The organism is Aurantimonas sp. HBX-1 (assembly GCF_021391535.1).
Taxonomy (GTDB): domain Bacteria; phylum Pseudomonadota; class Alphaproteobacteria; order Rhizobiales; family Rhizobiaceae; genus Aurantimonas.
In genome coordinates this window covers 1,062,611-1,078,071 of sequence record NZ_CP090066.1, presented here as the reverse complement: position 1 = coordinate 1,078,071, position 15,461 = coordinate 1,062,611, and the positions used below count along the sequence as shown (strand labels likewise).

Here is a 15,461-nt window from a genome sequence, read left to right as displayed (position 1 = left end):
AGCCGAAAAGGCGCGCGGACCCTATGCGCAGACCGTTTTTGGTGCAAGGCGGGCGGGCAGCCGACGCGACTGGTCCTGCGGCACTCCGGCGGGCCGTTAGGGACCGCGACGCCTTGCATGACAGGCGCCGCGTTCGCGGCCCGTTCGCGCCGATCACCGCCGCCGATGGCAGCCGTCAGCAGAATGAATTGGTCGTGGTGCCGGTCCTTGCGGAATCTGGCGCGCTGCAACGCCCGGAGGGCTCATGATCACCATTCACGGCATGGCCGATTCCGGCAATTGCTACAAGCCGCGGCTGCTGATGGCGCTGCTCGGCCGCCCGTTCCGGCACAGCGAGGTCAGCTGGCTGGACGGCGAGACGTCGTCGGAGGCGTTCCGGCGCAAGACCCCGATCGGCAAGGTGCCGCTGCTCGAGACCGAGGACGGCAGCTTCCTGCCGGAATCCAACGCCATCCTCTTCCATCTCGGCGAGGGAACACGCTTCGTGCCGGACGACGCGTTCGAGCGGGCTCGGATGCTGGCGTGGATGTTCTTCGAGCAGTACAGCCACGAACCAAGCGTCGCCGTCCGCCGCTCGCTGCTCGTCTATCCGGAGATGGCCGATGTCGCGACGCCGGAACGGCTCGCCGCGACGCTCGCCGGCGGCCACAAGGCGCTCGCCGTGATGGAGGAGCGGCTGGCAGGCCACGAATGGCTGGTCGGCGGCAGCCCGAGCCTCGCCGACATCGCGCTCTATGCCTATACGCATGTCGCCGGCGAAGGCGGCTTCGACCTTGCCGCCTATCCCGGCATCCAGGCGTGGCTGGCGCGGGTCGCCGGTCTGGATAACTACCGCCCGCGCGACTGGCTGCCAGACGCCTGAGCGTTCGGCAGGCACGACGCCCGGCGCGAAGCCGGCGCGCCGCCCCTATCGCTGCTTGGCCGCTTACTGCGCCGCAAACACCACGCCGCAGGCGATGCGGTCGCCGGCGTCGCCCGAGGGCTGCGACGTGTAGTCGTCCGCGCCGCCATGGATGACGATCGCCGTGCCGTCGGCGTCGTTCAGCGGCGCGTGGCCGCCGGAGATCGTCACCATCGGGTTGAAGGTCTGGAACGCCGCCTCGCCGCCGGTCGCGGTGAAGTTCGGCATGTCGCCGGCATGCGGGCCGTTCTCGGCCATGTAGCCATGCTCCTTGTCGGTCGGGTTGTAGTGCCCGCCCGCGGAGGTGAAGTCGCCTTCGCACATGCCGGTCTCGTGCAGGTGGAAGCTGCGCTCGCCGTCGCCGAGGCCGGAAAGGTCGGCGGCCAGCAGCAGGCCGTGCGGCGTCGGGGTCACCGTGACCGTGCCGGCGGAGCCGCCATCGGCGGTCTTCATCTCGACCGTCACCGGCTCCATCCCGTCCGCCGTCTGGGCGGCCGCGCCTTCGGTCGGGGCGGCCGTCGGGGTCGGCGTGTCGGCCGGCGCCTTGTCCTGCGCGAAGGCCGGCGCGGCGAACAGCAGGGCGGTGGCGAGGCTTGTGGTGGCGAAGAGTTTCATGGTCGTCTCCCAATTGGCTGCGGGCGCAGGCGATGCGGCCCGGTTGCTGCATTGGCAACGGGAGGCGGACTCGATCGTTCCGTGGCAGGGCGTCGCAGCCCGCCCGGCGTCGGCCGCACCGCGTCGCGCCATCCTGGAGAAAATCGCCATGGCCTCGCCGCTCGAATCCCTGTGGACCCGCCTCGCCGGCCCGGCCGACCAGGGTCCCGCCGATTTCGCCGATCTGCAGCGCCGACCCGTCCCCAACGATGCGGTGGCCGCCTCGCCCGGCGCGGTGTCCGGTAAGGTGGATCTGGCGCTGCCGGTCTATGCCGAGACGCCCGACGCGCTGATCCGCCGCCTCGACACGTTCGTCGCGGCCGACCCCCGTGTCGAGCGCGTCGACGACCGCCCCTTCTACCGGCGCTACGTCGTGCGCACCAAGCTGCTGCGCTTTCCGGACACGGTCGACGCCGAGGCGCTCCCCGCCGAAGGCGGCGGGACGCTGCTGCGCCTCTACTCCCGTTCGCAGCTCGGCAAGGGCGACTTCGGCGCCAACCGCAAGCGCCTCGCCCGCTGGGCGGCACACCTCGCCGGTATCTGAGGCCCCGCGCCTCTCAAGGATCCGCACCGCACCCGGGCGACGGGCCGCAGCCGTTCCCCGCGATCGCGGCTCAGCCGTGCTGCCGCCCCGGCGCGTGCCCATGCCCGCCCGGCGCCGCGGCGCAGCGGGCGTCGAACTGCCGGCCGAGCTCGGCGAGGCTGACATCCGCCAGCCGCGCCACCAGCAGCGCCTCGGCCTCGGCGAGCGCGGTTTCCAGCGCCGCGTTGACCAGCTGCTCGACGGCGCAGTCCGGATGCGCATGCTCGTTGCCGATGGCGAACAGCCGCGGGCCGCCGACGGCGCGGTGGATGTCGAGCAGCGACACGCGCTCGAGGTCGCAGGCGATGACCCAGCCGCCGCCATGCCCCTTGCCCGAGCGGACATAGCCGGCGTCTCTCAGCCCGGCCATGGTCCGGCGCACGACCACCGCATTGGTCCCGAGCATCGCGGCGATCGCCTCGGAGGTCATCGGCCCGTCGTGCCGCGCCATGTGCAGCAGCACGTGCAGCATCCGGGAAAGGCGGCTGTCGTTTCGCATCGCCTGATCTCTCACGCCGGCCCTCCCGTTGGCAATCACGCCCTATCATGCTACTTCTAAAGTTACATGATTCGACGGAGCACGGAATGCAAGAGTTCGAGAGACCCGACCACTGGAACAAGGCAGCGGTCCATTACCGGGAGACCGCCCACCCGTTCACCGCCCAGTACGCCGAGACAGCGCTGGCGCGCGTCGCGCTGACCCCCGACAGCCGCGTGCTCGACGTCGCGGCCGGCACCGGCGCCCTGGCGCTGGCGGCGGCGCGAACCGGCGCGCAGGTGCTGGCGACCGACTTCTCCGCCGGCATGGTGGCGGCCATCGCCGCGGCCGGCCTGCCGAACGTGGCGACGCAGGTCATGGACGGCCAGGCGCTCGACCTGCCTGACGCGAGTTTCGACGCGGTCTTCTCGATCTTCGGGGTGATCATGTTTCCCGACTGGCGCCGGGGCCTTTCCGAGATGCGCCGGGTGACGCGGCCGGGCGGCCACGGCGTCGTCGCCACCTGGCGGGACGAGGGCGCGGCGACCTTCCTGCTGCTCGGCGAGGTTCGGCGCCGGCTGTTTCCCGGGCGCAGCTCCATGCCGATGCCTGAGGGCGTCCGGGCGATGGGCGACCCGGAATCCTTCGCCCGCGCGCTCGTCGCCGCGGGCTACCGCGACCCGCAGGTCGAGACCGTCACCCACGACTTCCGGCTGGACGTGGCATTGCTGGACGCGCCCGACAAACTCTTCGGCATGTCGCCGGACTGGACCAGCCTCGACGACGCCGACAAGGCGGCGGTGGTCGCCGAGGTGCGGCGGATGGCCGGCGGCCGGCCGGTGCTGCCGATCCCCTCCACCGCCCTGATCGCCTTGGCAGAGGCCTGACGGCAGGCCGGCGGCGGCCCGGCCCGCCGGCATTCGGGCCGCCCCTCCATGCTGCGGTTCGGGCGGCCCGACGGCCCCTCCCCGCGAGTCTACAGTTCCGAGGCCACCTGACCGAAATTGACGCAGGCCACCAGCAACACGCCGCCGATCGTGTTGCCGAGGAGGGTCGGCAGGAAGAACAAGAGGCCGTAATCGCCGAACGATGCCTCCCCGATATGGACAAGGAACGACGCTTCGACCGATCCGGCGATGATATGGGCAAGGTGGGCGAGCGCCACGACGTAGGTGACGATGATGATCACCAGCGGCTTGGAGTCGCCGGAGGCCGGCATGAGCCAGACCATCAGGGCGATGAGCCAACCCGCGAAGACCGCCTTGATGAACATCTCGCCGAAGGACGATTCGATCGTGCTGCGTGAATACTCGGCGATCGCCGCCTTCGTCTCCGGGTCGAACAGCGGCGTGAAGGCGAGGACGCCCGAGAAGACCCACGTGGCGGCGATGTTGGAGACGAGCACGATCCCCCACAGCCGCAGGACCCGCCACAGGCGATGCCAGCTCGGCCCGCTGAGCAGCGGCAGGATGGGCGTCAGGGTGTTCTCGGTGAAAAGCTGCTGCCGCCCGAGGACGACGATCAGGAATCCCACCGTATAGCCGAGCGATACGAGCAGATGGCTCCATGGCGTGTCCGGCAGCGCGACCATCACGATCGCCGGCACCACGACCGAGAAGCCGATCGAAAGGCCCGCCGCCAGTCCCGACATCATCAGGGCGAAGGCGCCACGGTCCAGTTCGCGTTCGCCTTCCGCCCGGATCGTCTCGTGGATCAGGGTGGCGCTGGGCCGGCTCTGCTGTTCGACCGCGAAGCGCTCGTCTTGCGAGAGATCCTCCGCATCGGATGCCGGATTCAGCCGGTTCGCGTGTACTTCCTGGTCCATCTGGCGACTTTCTGGCGGGTACCCGCTCGGCGGGTCTTGGGCGGAAGCGACGACGCGATCGCGCCGGGGAATGCTCCGGGGAACGGCGGCGATCCTGCAACCGGGAGAGCGGACGGGCCCGGATCGATGCTCGGGCCCCTGCGATTTCAGATAGATCGTGCGGCTTCGTAGGGAAGGTCGCCGGGCCGGGCGACAAGGCGGCGGTGGTGGCCGCGTTGCGGCGCATCGCCGGTGGCCGGCCGATGCTGCCGATCCCCTTCACCGCCCTGATCGCCGTGCGCTGGCCTGACGGCAGGCCGGCGGCGCCGCTCGTTCAGAACATGCCGTTCGGATTGGCCGAGTGGGCGGGCATCACCTGCAGCACGTCCCAGTGCTCCACGATCCTGCCGTCGCCATCGAGGCGGAAGATGTCGATCCCGGCATAGTCGTCGCTGCCCGGCCAGTGCTGGAAGCAGTGCAGCACGACGAGATCGCCCTCGGCGATCACCCGCCGGATCTCCACGCGCTTGCCGGGATATTCCCGCGCCATCCGCTCGAAATAGGCGATGAACCCGTCCTGGCCGGTCTCCACGTGCGGGTTGTGCTGGATGTAGTCGGCCCCCGCATAGAGCGCGATCGCCTCGCGCGGCCGGGCCTCGTTGAACATCATCTCGTAGAAGGCGACGACGTTCGCCTTGTTGCGTTCCAGGTCGGACATGTCGTTTCCCGCTTTCCCCAAGGCATGGTCCCGCGCCGCGAGACGCCGCATCGGCCCCGCTAGTTCCCGGCCGCCACGGCCTCCCGCAGGAGGCTGGTGATCGCGTCCACCGCCTCATTCGCAGGCCGGGCAGCGCGGTGCAGCGCCAGCTCGATCCTGCCGAGCGCCGGAAGGTCGCCGGCATCCCCCTGCAATTCCACCAGATGCGGCGGCAAGGTCTGGATGGTGCGGGCGGTCACCCCCAGCCCGGCGGCGACGGCCGCCCAGACGCCGGCGAGACTGGTCGTCGCGAACGACTGGCGCCACGGCGTTCCGGCCGCGTCGAGCGCCGCCGTCGCCGCCTGGCGGAACGCGCACGGCGCGTCCATCATGACCAGCGGCAACGCGTTCTCGCGATCCCAGACGAAGCCCGGCGCCGCGATCCAGGCCACCCGCCGCTCGCCGACGATCGCCGCGTCCGGGTTGCCGAGCCGTCCCCAGGTCAGCGCCAGATCCAGATCGCCGGCCCTCACCGCGTCCACCATGCTGCTGCCGCGATCCACCCGGCCCTCGATGCGGACCCTGGGATGGGCGCGCTCGAACCGGCCCAGCAGGGTCGGAAACCAGCTCTCCGCGAAATCCTGCGGCACGCCGATCCGCACCCAGCCTTCCAGGCCCGCCAGGGCACGGAGCGCCAGGCGCGCCTCGTCGTTGAGGTCGAGAATGCGCCGTGCGTAGCCGATCAGCGTCTCGCCCGCCTCGGTCGGCACCAGCCCGCGCCCCTTCCGGCGCACCAGAGGCTGGCCGACCTGGTCCTCCAGCTTGCGCAGCTGCAGGCTGACCGCCGAGGGCGATCGGCCGAGCCGGTCGGCGGCCTTGGCGAAACTGCCGAGATCCATGCCGGTCACGAAGGTCCGCAGCACATCCATGTCAAGATTGACCGGCGCAACCATTCGGTTTTCCAAAATCGTCCAGCGAGAACTACGCGATACTCAAAACGATTGTGCGGCGGCATGCTGGGTGGGTCAAGATCGTTCGAAAGACGGAAAGAACCATGCCCTTCGTTCACATCCGCATTGCCGGCCGACCGCTCGCCTCCTCCGAGGTCGAGGCGCTCCAGGTCGAGGCGACCCGCCTCATGGCGGGGGTGATGCGCAAGAAGCCCGAGCTGACGGCGGTCCTGGTCGAGGCGATCGACGGCGGCCGCTGGAGCGTCGGCGGCGCGCCGGTCGCCGTCGCCGCCCATCTCGCCGTCACGGTGACGGCAGGCACCAACGACGCGGCCGACAAGGCAGCCTTCGTCGACAAGGCCCACGCCATGCTCCGCGCCGCCGTCGGCCCGGACCTTCCGCTCGCGACCTATGTCGTCGTCGAGGAGATCGCCGCCGACAGCTGGGGCTATGGCGGCCACACCCAGGAGGCCCGCCGGCTCGGCCTGGCGTGATCTCTCGCCTTCCGGCCTCGGATCGCGATGTCCGACATGGCTCAGCTCACTAGGCGAAGACGGAACGCGTCCCGCCGCCGGGCCGCGCCGTTGTCAGCGCCCCGACCGCCGAAGTGCGGGAGGCCGGCGCCGCTCGCTTCTATCGGCTCGGCATGCGGTCAGCGCGCGGCACGCTGGTCGTTCACTGCAGCAGCAGCGCCAGCAACGACCCGGCGAGGACGATCAGGAACACCAGAACGTAACGCCGCCCTCGCGATGCGTCCGCAGCATCCTCCCGCGAGACGACCGGATAGGCATCATCCTGCGCTTCGCGCATGCGCCCCTCGAGCCGGCCGAGGTCGGCGTGCCGTTTGGTCTCGTTCTGGTAGGGCATGGTCACTCCCGTGCGAACCGGTTGCTCATCCTCTCGGGCAGCGCCAGCTGCGGTATCAGGTAGCAGAAGCCCCCAACGCATCGGGGGAAATGCGACAGCATTGAAGAGCCAAGCCGTAACCACTCGGATTTCCTATCGAACAGCTCCTGGGCGTTCGACAGATCCCGCTGGTGGTCCACAGCCCAATCGTAGAGTGCGAGGAAGGATCCTGTAGCGTCCTGCCCAGCGGGGTGATCGAATACTCGACCGCGGTCACCGCCTTCCGGGTGATGCCGTCGAGGCGGCGCGGCGGAAGCGGCGTTCATGCCGATCCCGCAGCCCCGGTCAGAGTCCTGACGAAGCGCACCGTCCTCTCATCCGACGGGTGGCGGAAGATCCGGTCCGGAGCCCCCCGCTCGACGATGACTCCGTCTTCGAGAAACGCCACCTGATGGGCGATCCGGTCCGCGAGACGAAGGTCATGGGTCGCCATCAGCATCGTCATGCCCTCCGCGGCGAGGGCACTCAGCACCTCCACGACCTCCGCGGCGAGTTCGGGATCGAGCGCCGATGTCGGCTCGTCGCACAGGAGCAGCGCCGGCGAGGCGGCGATGGCACGCGCGATCGCGACCCGTTGCTGCTGTCCGCCGGAGAGCGTCGCCGGCCAGGCCTCCGCCTTGTTCGCCATGCCGACCTTCTCCAGGAGCTCCATCGCGTGCCGCCTGGCTTTTTCCGCCGGCCAACGCCAGACCGTGACCAGACCCTCCATGACGTTCGCGACGACGCTTCGGTGGGGAAAGAGCTGGAAGTTCTGGAACACCATGCCGGTCTGCCGCCGTAGGCCGAGAATGCCCGCCTGCGGCGGTCTCGTCCCCTCGTCGAAGACCAGTCGATGGTCCCCGATCTCGATGGCGCCGGCGTCCGGTATCTCGAGAAGGTTGGTGATCCGCAGGAGCGTGCTCTTGCCACTGCCGGACGGACCGATCAGCGCGGTGACGTGCCCTTCGGGAATGTCGAGGTCGACGCCGCGCAACACGGGATTGTCGATGAAGCGCTTGTGGATGCCGCTGAGACCGATCACGAGCCTGCCTCCAGATAGCCGCCATAGCGACCGAAGCGCTTCTCCAACCTCGCCTGCAGCGCCGACAGGACGGACGACAGGACGAGGTAGAGCAGCGCCGCCTCGACGTAGAGGATCAAGGGTTCGTAAGTCGTGGCGACGATGCGCTGGGCCTGCTGGAAGAGTTCCGGGACGGTGATGGCGGCCGCCAGCGAGGTGTCCTTCACCAGCGATATGAACGAGTTCGAGAGCGGCGGGATGGAGACGCGGACGGCCTGCGGCACGACCGTCCGGACCATGGCCTGGCGCTGCGTCATGCCGATCGCGTAGGACGCCTCCCATTGCCCCTTCTGGATCGAGGAAAGCGCCGCCCGGATGATCTCCGACGTGTAGGCGCCGACGCTCAGGGTGAAGCCGATCAGCGCCGCCGGGAAGGCGTCGATCAGGATGCCGACGCTCGGCAGTCCGTAGAAGATGACGAAGAGCTGGACGAGAAGCGGCGTGCCGCGGATGAACCAGACGTAGAACCGCGCGACGAACGCCAGCGGCCTCGGTCCGAACAGGCGGATGACGGCGACGGCGAAGCCGAGCGAAAGCCCGAAGGCGAACGACAGGATCGCCAGCGGGACGGTGAAGAGGATGCCCGCCCTGACCAGTGGCCAGAGCGAGTCGAGCATCAGTTGCAGGGTGGGATGCAAGGGCAGGTCCGTCCAGTGGCGGCGGCGGGACGCCGGCAGGCGCGGGAACGCTCGTGGTAGGGGCCGGCAGGGTATCAACTAGCGCAGCAGCGCCGCTCGGCACCCCGCCCGAATGCCGCAACGACTATCGCGACACGTCTTCGCCGAAATACTTGTCGGAGATGGCCGCGTAGGTGCCGTCCGCCTTCATCGCCTCGAGCGCCCGGTCGATCTCGGCGACGAGTTCCGGGTTGCCCTTCTGGACGATGATGCCGGACGCCGCGGCTTCTTCCTGCGTGGCGACGACCTTCACCGGCGCGTCGGGCTTCTGCTTCTTGAAGTCGAGATAGGACAAATTGTCGTTGATCGTCGCATCCGCGCGCCCGGTCAGGACGAGCTGGATCGACTGGTCGAAGCCGTCCGTGCCGACCAGCGAGGCGCCGGCCTCTTCCGCGATCCTGCCGTAGTTCGACGTCAGCGACTGTGCCGCGCGCTTGCCGTCCAGGTCGGCGAACCCGGCGATTTCGTCGTTGTCGGCCTTCACGATGAGCACCGCCTTGGAGACGATGTAAGGCTGGGAGAAGTCGAAGCGCGCCTGGCGCTCCTCGGTGATCCCGACCTGGTTGATGACCGCATCGTAGCGGTCGGCGGCGAGGCCGGCGATCAGCCCGTCCCACTTGCCCTCGACGAACTCCGCCTCGACGCCAAGGCGTTTCGCGACCTCCCGCCCGATCTCGACGTCGAAGCCGACGAGCGAGCCGGAGGTGTCATGGAAGGTGAAGGGCGCGTAGGTGCCTTCCGTGCCAATCCGCAGCGTGCCGGCCGATTTCACGTCTTCCAGGCTTCCCGCATAGGCGGCGCCGGAGAGTGCAAGGATGGCAGTGATGGTTGCGAGGGTGCGTTTCATGGTGTGGTTTCCTTCGAAGGCGGGCGCTGGCGCGCGGTGTCCGGAACGTCGGTAATCGCCGGGCCATCCTCAAGGAATGGTTTGGCGTGTATTGGCGCGTTCGGGGTTTTCCGATCCGGTCCGAAGGCGGGCCTCGCTCGGCTCAGGGGGCGAGGAACGGGGACCCTCTGCTCGTCGAAAAATTTCCGATCGGGAGGGAATACGCGCCGTTCATCGGCGTCTTGCGTTCGCCAATCGCGGCTGAAGCCAAGGACACCGAGCCATGAAGACCCTCCTCGCTGCCATCGTCCTCCTTGCCGCCGGCGCCTCGGCCGCGCTTGCCGGTCCCGCCGGCGACCTGGCGAAGGCGCATATCGATGCGATCGCCAGGGGCGATACCGCTGCGGTCACTGCCGCCTATGCGCCGTCGGCCACCCTCCACTGGATCGGCGGCCCGCTCGACGGCGCCTATACGGGCTCGGCGATCGCGGCGACCTGGGGGAAGTTCGCCAAGGCGCAGGCGGGCCTCGAGGCGACGGTTCTCGACATGCGCGAAAGCATGAATCCGAAAGGCGCGACGGTCGTCGCCGATGTCGTCTTCGCCAACGACAACAAGATCCCGGTGCGCTACGTCATGGTGTTCCGCGATGGCAAGCTCACCGACGAGATCTGGCAGATCGACCCCGCGCTGGCGAAATAAGGCATGTCCACCGACGAGATCGCAGCGCGGATCGAACCGCTCATTCCGGGACTGAGGCGCTATGCCTTTGCGCTGGTGCGCGATCGCGATGGCGCCGACGATCTCGTCCAGGATTGCCTCGAGCGTGCCGTCGGGCGCTGGCACTTGCGCCGGCCCGACGGTGACCTGCGCGCCTGGCTGTTCGCCATCCTGCGCAATCTCCACCTCTCGGGGCTGCGCCAGCGCAGCCGGCGCGGCCCGCATGTTGCGCTCGACGAAATGGCGTCGCCGCCGGCGGTCGACGGCGACCAGGACGGACGCACCGGCCTCCGCGACATTCTCGCCGGGCTCGACACGCTGAGCGAGGAGCACCGCACCATCCTCCTGCTCGTCGGCGTCGAGGACATGAGCTACGAGGAGGCTGCGCGAGTGATCGGGCTGCCTGTCGGCACGGTCATGTCGCGCCTGTCGCGGGCGCGTGAGAAATTGCGGACGTTCCTGGAGACCGGGACCCGTTCGCCCTTGAGGAGAGTCAAATGAGCTGCAGGGACACGCCCGTCGGCGAGGACGACCTGCAGGCCTATGTGGATGGACGGCTGTCGGCCGAGCGCCGGCCGAAGGTCGAGGCCTATCTCGCCGAGCGACCGGAGACCGCCGCGGCCCTGGAGCGCGACCGCGAGATCGCCCAGGTGCTGCGCCAGCGGCTGGCCTTCAAGGCGGACGAGCCCATCCCTGCCCGGCTTCGCATCGCGAACATCCGCGAGGCCCGGCACGGCCGCTTCGCGGCCACGCGCCTGCGTATCGCCGCCGTCATCGGCTGGGTGATCCTCGGCAGCGCGGGCGGGTGGCTGGCGAACGACGTCCTGCGCGCACCGGTGTCGCCGACGCGCGTGGCCGTCATGGCCGACGAGGCGATCGCGGCGCACCGCACCTTCGTCGTCGAGGTGGTCCATCCCGTCGAAGTGCGCGCCGACGAGGAGGCGCATCTCCTGCAATGGCTGTCGAAGCGGCTGGGGACGCGGCTGTCGGCCCCGGACCTGACGGCGCTCGGCTATCGGCTGATGGGCGGGCGGCTCCTGCCGGCCGGCGCGGGCCCAGCCGCAATGCTGATGTACGACGACGACCGGGGCACGCGGCTGACGCTGTTCATCAAGACCGACGAGAAGGATGAGACGTCGTTTCAGTTCGTCGAGGAGGACGGCGTCTCCGCCTTGTTCTGGCGCGACGCCGGCCTCGGCTATGTCGTGTCGGCGCAAGCATCGCGCGAACGGCTGATGCAGGCAGCGACGGCCGTCTACGAAAGCCTCAACCGCCCGGCGTCGAGCCTGTCCGGCCGTACGCTGTGACGCCGACCGGCATCACGTCTTCGTTGCCGTAGCAAAGCGATAGCACGGGACGGAGGCGGGGCTGTCGGTTCCGGGCCGGCGTCGCGCGCCTGGCTCGATCCGCCATGAGGCACCGCGAGACGAAGAGGTCGACTCTCGCCGCGCCGAGCGCCGTACGAGTGCCGACGACCGCCCAGCGCACCGCCGGAACGACGACGAGAAGCACTCCCGAAAGCGTCGATCGAGGCGATCGGTTTTCCTCCAGCATCTGTGCGGGTCCGGTCGGAACGCCGCGTCCTCAAAATAAAAGCCGCAGCCCTGGGAATGAACGGGAGCGGCCGACGTCTTCTCTGCGACCCCGTGCTGCGAGGACCTCCGATCCCATGTTGAAGACGCTGTTCCTGACCCTTGCCTGCGCCGGGGTGTCGCTCTCCCGAGCCGAGGCGCAAGAGCCACCTGCACACCATCACGCGGCGATGGCGCCGGCGGTGTCCGTCGGCTCGCCTTATGCCGAAGCCGTCGCCGAGGCGATGGAGACGATGCACGCCGGCATGATGTCCGCCCCGGTGACGGGCGCTCCCCAGCACGACTTCCTGTCGCAGATGATCCCGCATCATCAGGGCGCGATCGACATGGCGAAGGCCGTGCTCGGCTCGACCGAGGATCCGGCGATCCGCAACCTCGCACAGTCCATCATCACCGAGCAGACCTACGAGATCGCGCTCATGCGATCGATGCTCGCCGCATCCGCCGACAAGGCCGCACCCGTCCCGGAGAAACCATGACCCGCACCGCCATCCTCGCCGCCGCGCTTCTCGTCTCGACCTCGGCCTTCGCGCTGCCGGCCGCCTCCGACCGCGTCTACACCGCCGACCAGAATTCCAACACGGTCTCGGTCATCGACCCCGTCGCGAACAGGCTGCTGGGCCAGATCCGCCTCGGCAATCCGCGTCCGGACGTCCTCAGCCCCCTCTACAAAGGCGAGGTCAACGTGCACGGGCTCGGCTTCTCGCCGGATCACCGGACGCTCGTTGCCGTGTCCACGGTGACGAACTCGGTGACCTTCATCGACACCGCGACCAACACCGTGAAGGGCCGGACCTATGTCGGGCGCAATCCGCACGAAGCCTTCTTCACGCCCGATGGCAGGGAAGTCTGGGCGACCGTCCGCGGAGAGGACTACCTGTCGGTAATCGATGCCACGACCTTCGAGGAAACCGGCCGCATCCCCACGACAAGCGGGCCCGGCATGACCAAGTTCTCCGGCGACGGCAAGCTCGCCTTCGTCGCCAACTCCTTCAATCCGGTGCTCGAGGTCTTCGACGTCGCGAGCCACGATCTCGTCAGGCGGATCCCCGTCGTCTCGCCCTTCGTGCCCTTCGTGCAGGTGAGCCCGGACGGCCGCGACGTCTGGCTGACGCACAAGGACGTCGGCAAGGTCACGCGCGTCGATGTCAGGACGCTCGAGGTGAAGGAGGTCATCGACAGCGGGCCGATCTCCAACCATGTCGGCTTCGGCACGGTGAACGGCGAAACGCTGGTCTACGTCACGATCGGCGGCGAGAACGTCGTGAAGGTCTACAAGACGGAGCCGAAGGTCGAACTCGTCGCGACCATCCCCGTCGGTGCCCTTCCGCACGGCATCTGGGGAGCGGAAGACGGCAGCCGCATCTATGTCGGGCTCGAGAACGGCGACAAGGTCGACGTCATCGACACGGCGGCGCAGAAGGTCATTGCCGAGATCCCGGTCGGACAGGCGCCCCAGGCCCTCGTCTACGTGCCCGGTGCGGTGCCGGAGGGGGAAGGCACCGAGAACCTCATGCCGTTGAAGACCGGACCGGAGAACCTGACCCTCACGCTGCGTGCCCCCGACGGCGCGGCCGGCTCGGGCATGGTCGTGTCGCGCAATCTCGGTCTGGTCGACGCGATCGACGCCAGCGTCGCCAGGCTGAAGCCGATGACCGAATACGGCCTGTTCTTCGAGGGGCAGGACGAGCCTGTCGCGGTGTTGAAGACCAATGACAAGGGCGCCGGCATGGCGTCGAGCATCGGCCCCGTTCGCAGCATCGCCGCGCCGACGGAGTCGGCTGCGGGAAAACCACCGCGGCTTGTCGTGCGCGAGGGTTCGCAAGTGAGCGCGGCGCCGGTTCTGACCAGCCGCTGAGAAGGGTTTGGATCGCGCTCATCCTCTCGGGCAGACCAGCTGCGGTATAGCCGGCAAGAGCCACCAACGGACGAGTCGAAGCTCGTTTGGCAGGACGGTTTATGGACCGTTTCCGAGCGCGCGAGCCGCGAACATGACCGCTTTCGCCAATATGTGTTGGAAGGGGAATGACCGAAATGGCTCGAAAGCGGAACGGTGGCGCACCGATCCGCGGCTTACAAAGCCGCCATCAAGCCGGTCGCCCGATGTTCGGATCGCTGGGCCGTTACGGCAGCCAGACGCCTTGACGTAGCCTCATGGCGTGGTGAAAACCGCATATCGGTGCCAATGCCCTGCAGGTGTTGGTGCTCTCCATACATCCTCCTGAGGACAAGGCGGTCGACCATGGGAATTGTCGCGAAGGCGACTGAAGTCGTGGGTGGCGCTGTCGCCCTCGTCAGGCGTTTTGGTTCTCCGTCGCATCAGGCCGTCGGGCTGACACCCCAGATTCCGGAGGCGCGCAAACAGGGAATCATGACCCTGAAGCTTCCCGCCGCAGAGGGCTGGAAGGAGGGGCGCCTGCCCACCTGCGCGCCGGGGCTTAAGGTCAATGCCTTTGCGTCGAACCTCGATCATCCCCGCTGGATCGAGGTCCTGCCGAACGGCGACGTCCTCGTGGCGGAGTCGAAGGAGCAGCCGGAGAAGCCGCGCACCCTCATGGACCACGCCCAGCAGGCCACGATGCGCCGCGTCAAGGCGATCGGCGAGAGCGCCAATCGTGTCACGCTTTGGCGTGACGCGGATGGGGACGGTGTCGCCGAGCGCCGCGAGGTCTTCGTGGAAAACCAGAACCAGCCCTTCGGCATGGCGCTGGTCGGCGACCGGTTCTACCTCGGCAACACGGACGGCATCCGGTGTTTCGACTACCGGCCAGTCGATACGAGCCTCACGGGCGCCGGTGAAAAGCTCGTCGACTTCAAGCCGCACGGCCACTGGACCCGCAGCCTGATCGTCTCGCCGGATCGGTCGAAGATCTACGCTGGCGTCGGATCGCTGTCCAACATCGGCGACAAGGGGATGGCGGCGGAAGAGGGTCGCGCGGCGATCTGGGAACTGGACGTTGCCACCGGAAAGGCGCGGATCTTTGCCTCGGGGCTGCGAAACCCGGTCGGCATGGCCTTCGAGCCGGTCACGGGAAAGCTCTGGACCGTCGTCAACGAGCGCGACGGGCTCGGGGACGAAACGCCGCCCGACTACCTGACGTCCGTTCAAGAGGGTGGGTTCTACGGCTGGCCCTATTGCTACTGGGACAGGACCGTGGACGATCGTGTCCCGCAGGCTCCGGACCTCGTCGCCCGTGCCATCCAGCCGGATTACGCTCTCGGCGGCCACACGGCATCGCTCGGCCTCTGCTGGATGCCGGCCGGCACCTTGCCGGGGTTCGGCGAGGGCATGGTGATCGGCCAGCACGGATCATGGAATCGCTCGACGCTCAGCGGCTACAAGCTGATCTTCGTCCCCTTCGACAACGGCGCGCCGAGCGGACCGGCGCGCGATATCCTGTCCGGCTTCCTGTCCGAGGACGAGAAACTCGCCTATGGGCGTCCCGTCGGCGTTGCGATCGGCCCGGACGGCAGATCGCTGCTGATGGCCGACGATGTGGGAGACGTCATCTGGCGCGTGAGCGGCGCGTGACGCAGTCGGTCGCGTCGTAGCGGTGATCGCGCAGGCTGAATAAGGCCGTGGATCTGGAATGGGCGCATGACGGCGATCTGATC

Annotated in this window: 19 protein-coding genes; 10 read left to right on the top strand and 9 right to left on the bottom strand. The window is 68.5% G+C overall.

Annotated features, from left to right (window positions below; genetic code table 11):
• The first annotated feature begins 244 nt into the window (after window positions 1-244).
• On the top strand, window positions 245-862 hold the full coding sequence (locus LXB15_RS05060; protein WP_233951359.1) for a glutathione S-transferase family protein: 618 nt from the start codon (window positions 245-247) through the stop codon (window positions 860-862).
• Between the two features lie 63 nt (window positions 863-925).
• On the opposite strand, the gene LXB15_RS05055 is transcribed toward LXB15_RS05060, so the two are convergent.
• Window positions 926-1,516, bottom strand: coding sequence for a superoxide dismutase family protein (locus LXB15_RS05055; protein WP_233951357.1), 591 nt, complete (start codon window positions 1,514-1,516; stop codon window positions 926-928).
• A 148-nt stretch (window positions 1,517-1,664) separates the two neighbouring features.
• On the opposite strand from LXB15_RS05055, the gene LXB15_RS05050 reads away from it, so the two are divergent.
• The gene (locus LXB15_RS05050; RefSeq protein ID WP_233951356.1) at window positions 1,665-2,099 is read left to right on the top strand and encodes a DUF1499 domain-containing protein; all 435 of its coding nucleotides are present in this window, start codon (window positions 1,665-1,667) and stop codon (window positions 2,097-2,099) included.
• A 70-nt stretch (window positions 2,100-2,169) separates the two neighbouring features.
• Here LXB15_RS05050 and LXB15_RS05045 read toward each other — a convergent pair whose 3' ends face one another.
• Window positions 2,170-2,637 carry an Rrf2 family transcriptional regulator gene (locus tag LXB15_RS05045; protein ID WP_233951354.1) on the bottom strand — a complete coding sequence of 156 codons (468 nt, stop codon included), beginning with the start codon at window positions 2,635-2,637 and terminating at the stop codon, window positions 2,170-2,172.
• 86 nt (window positions 2,638-2,723) lie between these two features.
• Here LXB15_RS05045 and LXB15_RS05040 point away from each other — a divergent pair, with 86 nt between their 5' ends.
• Window positions 2,724-3,503, top strand: a complete 780-nt coding sequence (locus LXB15_RS05040) for a class I SAM-dependent methyltransferase (RefSeq protein ID WP_233951353.1) — start codon at window positions 2,724-2,726, stop codon at window positions 3,501-3,503.
• A gap of 89 nt (window positions 3,504-3,592) precedes the next feature.
• Here LXB15_RS05040 and LXB15_RS05035 read toward each other — a convergent pair whose 3' ends face one another.
• The 3 genes from LXB15_RS05035 to LXB15_RS05025 all read right to left on the bottom strand — a co-directional run bounded on the left by LXB15_RS05035 (window position 3,593) and on the right by LXB15_RS05025 (window position 6,070).
• On the bottom strand, window positions 3,593-4,441 hold the full coding sequence (locus tag LXB15_RS05035) for a formate/nitrite transporter family protein (protein ID WP_233951352.1): 849 nt from the start codon (window positions 4,439-4,441) through the stop codon (window positions 3,593-3,595).
• A gap of 313 nt (window positions 4,442-4,754) precedes the next feature.
• Window positions 4,755-5,138, bottom strand: coding sequence for a nuclear transport factor 2 family protein (locus tag LXB15_RS05030; protein WP_233951351.1), 384 nt, complete (start codon window positions 5,136-5,138; stop codon window positions 4,755-4,757).
• Between the two features lie 59 nt (window positions 5,139-5,197).
• A complete protein-coding gene (locus LXB15_RS05025; RefSeq protein WP_233951350.1) occupies window positions 5,198-6,070 on the bottom strand; it encodes a LysR substrate-binding domain-containing protein in 873 nt (290 codons plus the stop codon).
• A 101-nt stretch (window positions 6,071-6,171) separates the two neighbouring features.
• Between LXB15_RS05025 and LXB15_RS05020 the strand changes: the two genes are divergently transcribed.
• The gene (locus tag LXB15_RS05020; protein WP_233951349.1) at window positions 6,172-6,561 is read left to right on the top strand and encodes a tautomerase family protein; all 390 of its coding nucleotides are present in this window, start codon (window positions 6,172-6,174) and stop codon (window positions 6,559-6,561) included.
• A 181-nt stretch (window positions 6,562-6,742) separates the two neighbouring features.
• On the opposite strand, the gene LXB15_RS05015 is transcribed toward LXB15_RS05020, so the two are convergent.
• The 4 genes from LXB15_RS05015 to LXB15_RS05000 all read right to left on the bottom strand — a co-directional run bounded on the left by LXB15_RS05015 (window position 6,743) and on the right by LXB15_RS05000 (window position 9,557).
• On the bottom strand, window positions 6,743-6,934 hold the full coding sequence (locus tag LXB15_RS05015; protein ID WP_233951348.1) for a hypothetical protein: 192 nt from the start codon (window positions 6,932-6,934) through the stop codon (window positions 6,743-6,745).
• Window positions 6,935-7,235: 301 nt separating this feature from the next.
• Window positions 7,236-7,994 (bottom strand): amino acid ABC transporter ATP-binding protein, encoded by a 759-nt coding sequence (locus LXB15_RS05010; RefSeq protein ID WP_233951347.1) that lies wholly within the window; start codon window positions 7,992-7,994, stop codon window positions 7,236-7,238.
• Window positions 7,991-8,650: an amino acid ABC transporter permease gene (locus tag LXB15_RS05005; protein ID WP_233953058.1), complete on the bottom strand. Its 660-nt coding sequence runs from the start codon at window positions 8,648-8,650 to the stop codon at window positions 7,991-7,993. Before LXB15_RS05005 ends, LXB15_RS05010 begins: the two co-directional genes overlap by 4 nt.
• 145 nt (window positions 8,651-8,795) lie before the next feature.
• Window positions 8,796-9,557: an amino acid ABC transporter substrate-binding protein gene (locus tag LXB15_RS05000; RefSeq protein ID WP_233951346.1), complete on the bottom strand. Its 762-nt coding sequence runs from the start codon at window positions 9,555-9,557 to the stop codon at window positions 8,796-8,798.
• A 262-nt stretch (window positions 9,558-9,819) separates the two neighbouring features.
• Between LXB15_RS05000 and LXB15_RS04995 the strand changes: the two genes are divergently transcribed.
• The 6 genes from LXB15_RS04995 (at window position 9,820) to LXB15_RS04970 (ending at window position 15,378) form a co-directional block, all read left to right on the top strand.
• Window positions 9,820-10,236 carry a nuclear transport factor 2 family protein gene (locus LXB15_RS04995; protein WP_233951344.1) on the top strand — a complete coding sequence of 139 codons (417 nt, stop codon included), beginning with the start codon at window positions 9,820-9,822 and terminating at the stop codon, window positions 10,234-10,236.
• Window positions 10,237-10,239: 3 nt separating this feature from the next.
• Window positions 10,240-10,755, top strand: a complete 516-nt coding sequence (locus LXB15_RS04990) for a sigma-70 family RNA polymerase sigma factor (protein WP_233951342.1) — start codon at window positions 10,240-10,242, stop codon at window positions 10,753-10,755.
• Window positions 10,752-11,561 carry an anti-sigma factor gene (locus tag LXB15_RS04985; protein ID WP_233951340.1) on the top strand — a complete coding sequence of 270 codons (810 nt, stop codon included), beginning with the start codon at window positions 10,752-10,754 and terminating at the stop codon, window positions 11,559-11,561. The genes LXB15_RS04990 and LXB15_RS04985 overlap by 4 nt, the downstream gene beginning before the upstream one ends.
• A 362-nt stretch (window positions 11,562-11,923) precedes the next feature.
• Window positions 11,924-12,325, top strand: coding sequence for a DUF305 domain-containing protein (locus LXB15_RS04980; RefSeq protein ID WP_233951339.1), 402 nt, complete (start codon window positions 11,924-11,926; stop codon window positions 12,323-12,325).
• Window positions 12,322-13,704, top strand: coding sequence for a YncE family protein (locus LXB15_RS04975; RefSeq protein WP_233951337.1), 1,383 nt, complete (start codon window positions 12,322-12,324; stop codon window positions 13,702-13,704). Before LXB15_RS04980 ends, LXB15_RS04975 begins: the two co-directional genes overlap by 4 nt.
• Before the next feature lie 384 nt (window positions 13,705-14,088).
• Window positions 14,089-15,378 carry a sorbosone dehydrogenase family protein gene (locus LXB15_RS04970; protein WP_233953057.1) on the top strand — a complete coding sequence of 430 codons (1,290 nt, stop codon included), beginning with the start codon at window positions 14,089-14,091 and terminating at the stop codon, window positions 15,376-15,378.
• The last annotated feature ends 83 nt before the right edge of the window (window positions 15,379-15,461 follow it).

What these genes read in the sequence shown, in the direction of transcription:
- LXB15_RS05060 (WP_233951359.1), top strand. Translation starts at nt 245, where the DNA reads ATGATCACCATTCACGGCATGGCCGATTCCGGCAATTGCTACAAGCCG.
- LXB15_RS05055 (WP_233951357.1), bottom strand. Translation starts at nt 1,516, where the DNA reads ATGAAACTCTTCGCCACCACAAGCCTCGCCACCGCCCTGCTGTTCGCC.
- LXB15_RS05050 (WP_233951356.1), top strand. Translation starts at nt 1,665, where the DNA reads ATGGCCTCGCCGCTCGAATCCCTGTGGACCCGCCTCGCCGGCCCGGCC.
- LXB15_RS05045 (WP_233951354.1), bottom strand. Translation starts at nt 2,637, where the DNA reads ATGCGAAACGACAGCCGCCTTTCCCGGATGCTGCACGTGCTGCTGCAC.
- LXB15_RS05040 (WP_233951353.1), top strand. Translation starts at nt 2,724, where the DNA reads ATGCAAGAGTTCGAGAGACCCGACCACTGGAACAAGGCAGCGGTCCAT.
- LXB15_RS05035 (WP_233951352.1), bottom strand. Translation starts at nt 4,441, where the DNA reads ATGGACCAGGAAGTACACGCGAACCGGCTGAATCCGGCATCCGATGCG.
- LXB15_RS05030 (WP_233951351.1), bottom strand. Translation starts at nt 5,138, where the DNA reads ATGTCCGACCTGGAACGCAACAAGGCGAACGTCGTCGCCTTCTACGAG.
- LXB15_RS05025 (WP_233951350.1), bottom strand. Translation starts at nt 6,070, where the DNA reads ATGGTTGCGCCGGTCAATCTTGACATGGATGTGCTGCGGACCTTCGTG.
- LXB15_RS05020 (WP_233951349.1), top strand. Translation starts at nt 6,172, where the DNA reads ATGCCCTTCGTTCACATCCGCATTGCCGGCCGACCGCTCGCCTCCTCC.
- LXB15_RS05015 (WP_233951348.1), bottom strand. Translation starts at nt 6,934, where the DNA reads ATGCCCTACCAGAACGAGACCAAACGGCACGCCGACCTCGGCCGGCTC.
- LXB15_RS05005 (WP_233953058.1), bottom strand. Translation starts at nt 8,650, where the DNA reads ATGCTCGACTCGCTCTGGCCACTGGTCAGGGCGGGCATCCTCTTCACC.
- LXB15_RS05000 (WP_233951346.1), bottom strand. Translation starts at nt 9,557, where the DNA reads ATGAAACGCACCCTCGCAACCATCACTGCCATCCTTGCACTCTCCGGC.
- LXB15_RS04995 (WP_233951344.1), top strand. Translation starts at nt 9,820, where the DNA reads ATGAAGACCCTCCTCGCTGCCATCGTCCTCCTTGCCGCCGGCGCCTCG.
- LXB15_RS04990 (WP_233951342.1), top strand. Translation starts at nt 10,240, where the DNA reads ATGTCCACCGACGAGATCGCAGCGCGGATCGAACCGCTCATTCCGGGA.
- LXB15_RS04985 (WP_233951340.1), top strand. Translation starts at nt 10,752, where the DNA reads ATGAGCTGCAGGGACACGCCCGTCGGCGAGGACGACCTGCAGGCCTAT.
- LXB15_RS04980 (WP_233951339.1), top strand. Translation starts at nt 11,924, where the DNA reads ATGTTGAAGACGCTGTTCCTGACCCTTGCCTGCGCCGGGGTGTCGCTC.
- LXB15_RS04975 (WP_233951337.1), top strand. Translation starts at nt 12,322, where the DNA reads ATGACCCGCACCGCCATCCTCGCCGCCGCGCTTCTCGTCTCGACCTCG.
- LXB15_RS04970 (WP_233953057.1), top strand. Translation starts at nt 14,089, where the DNA reads ATGGGAATTGTCGCGAAGGCGACTGAAGTCGTGGGTGGCGCTGTCGCC.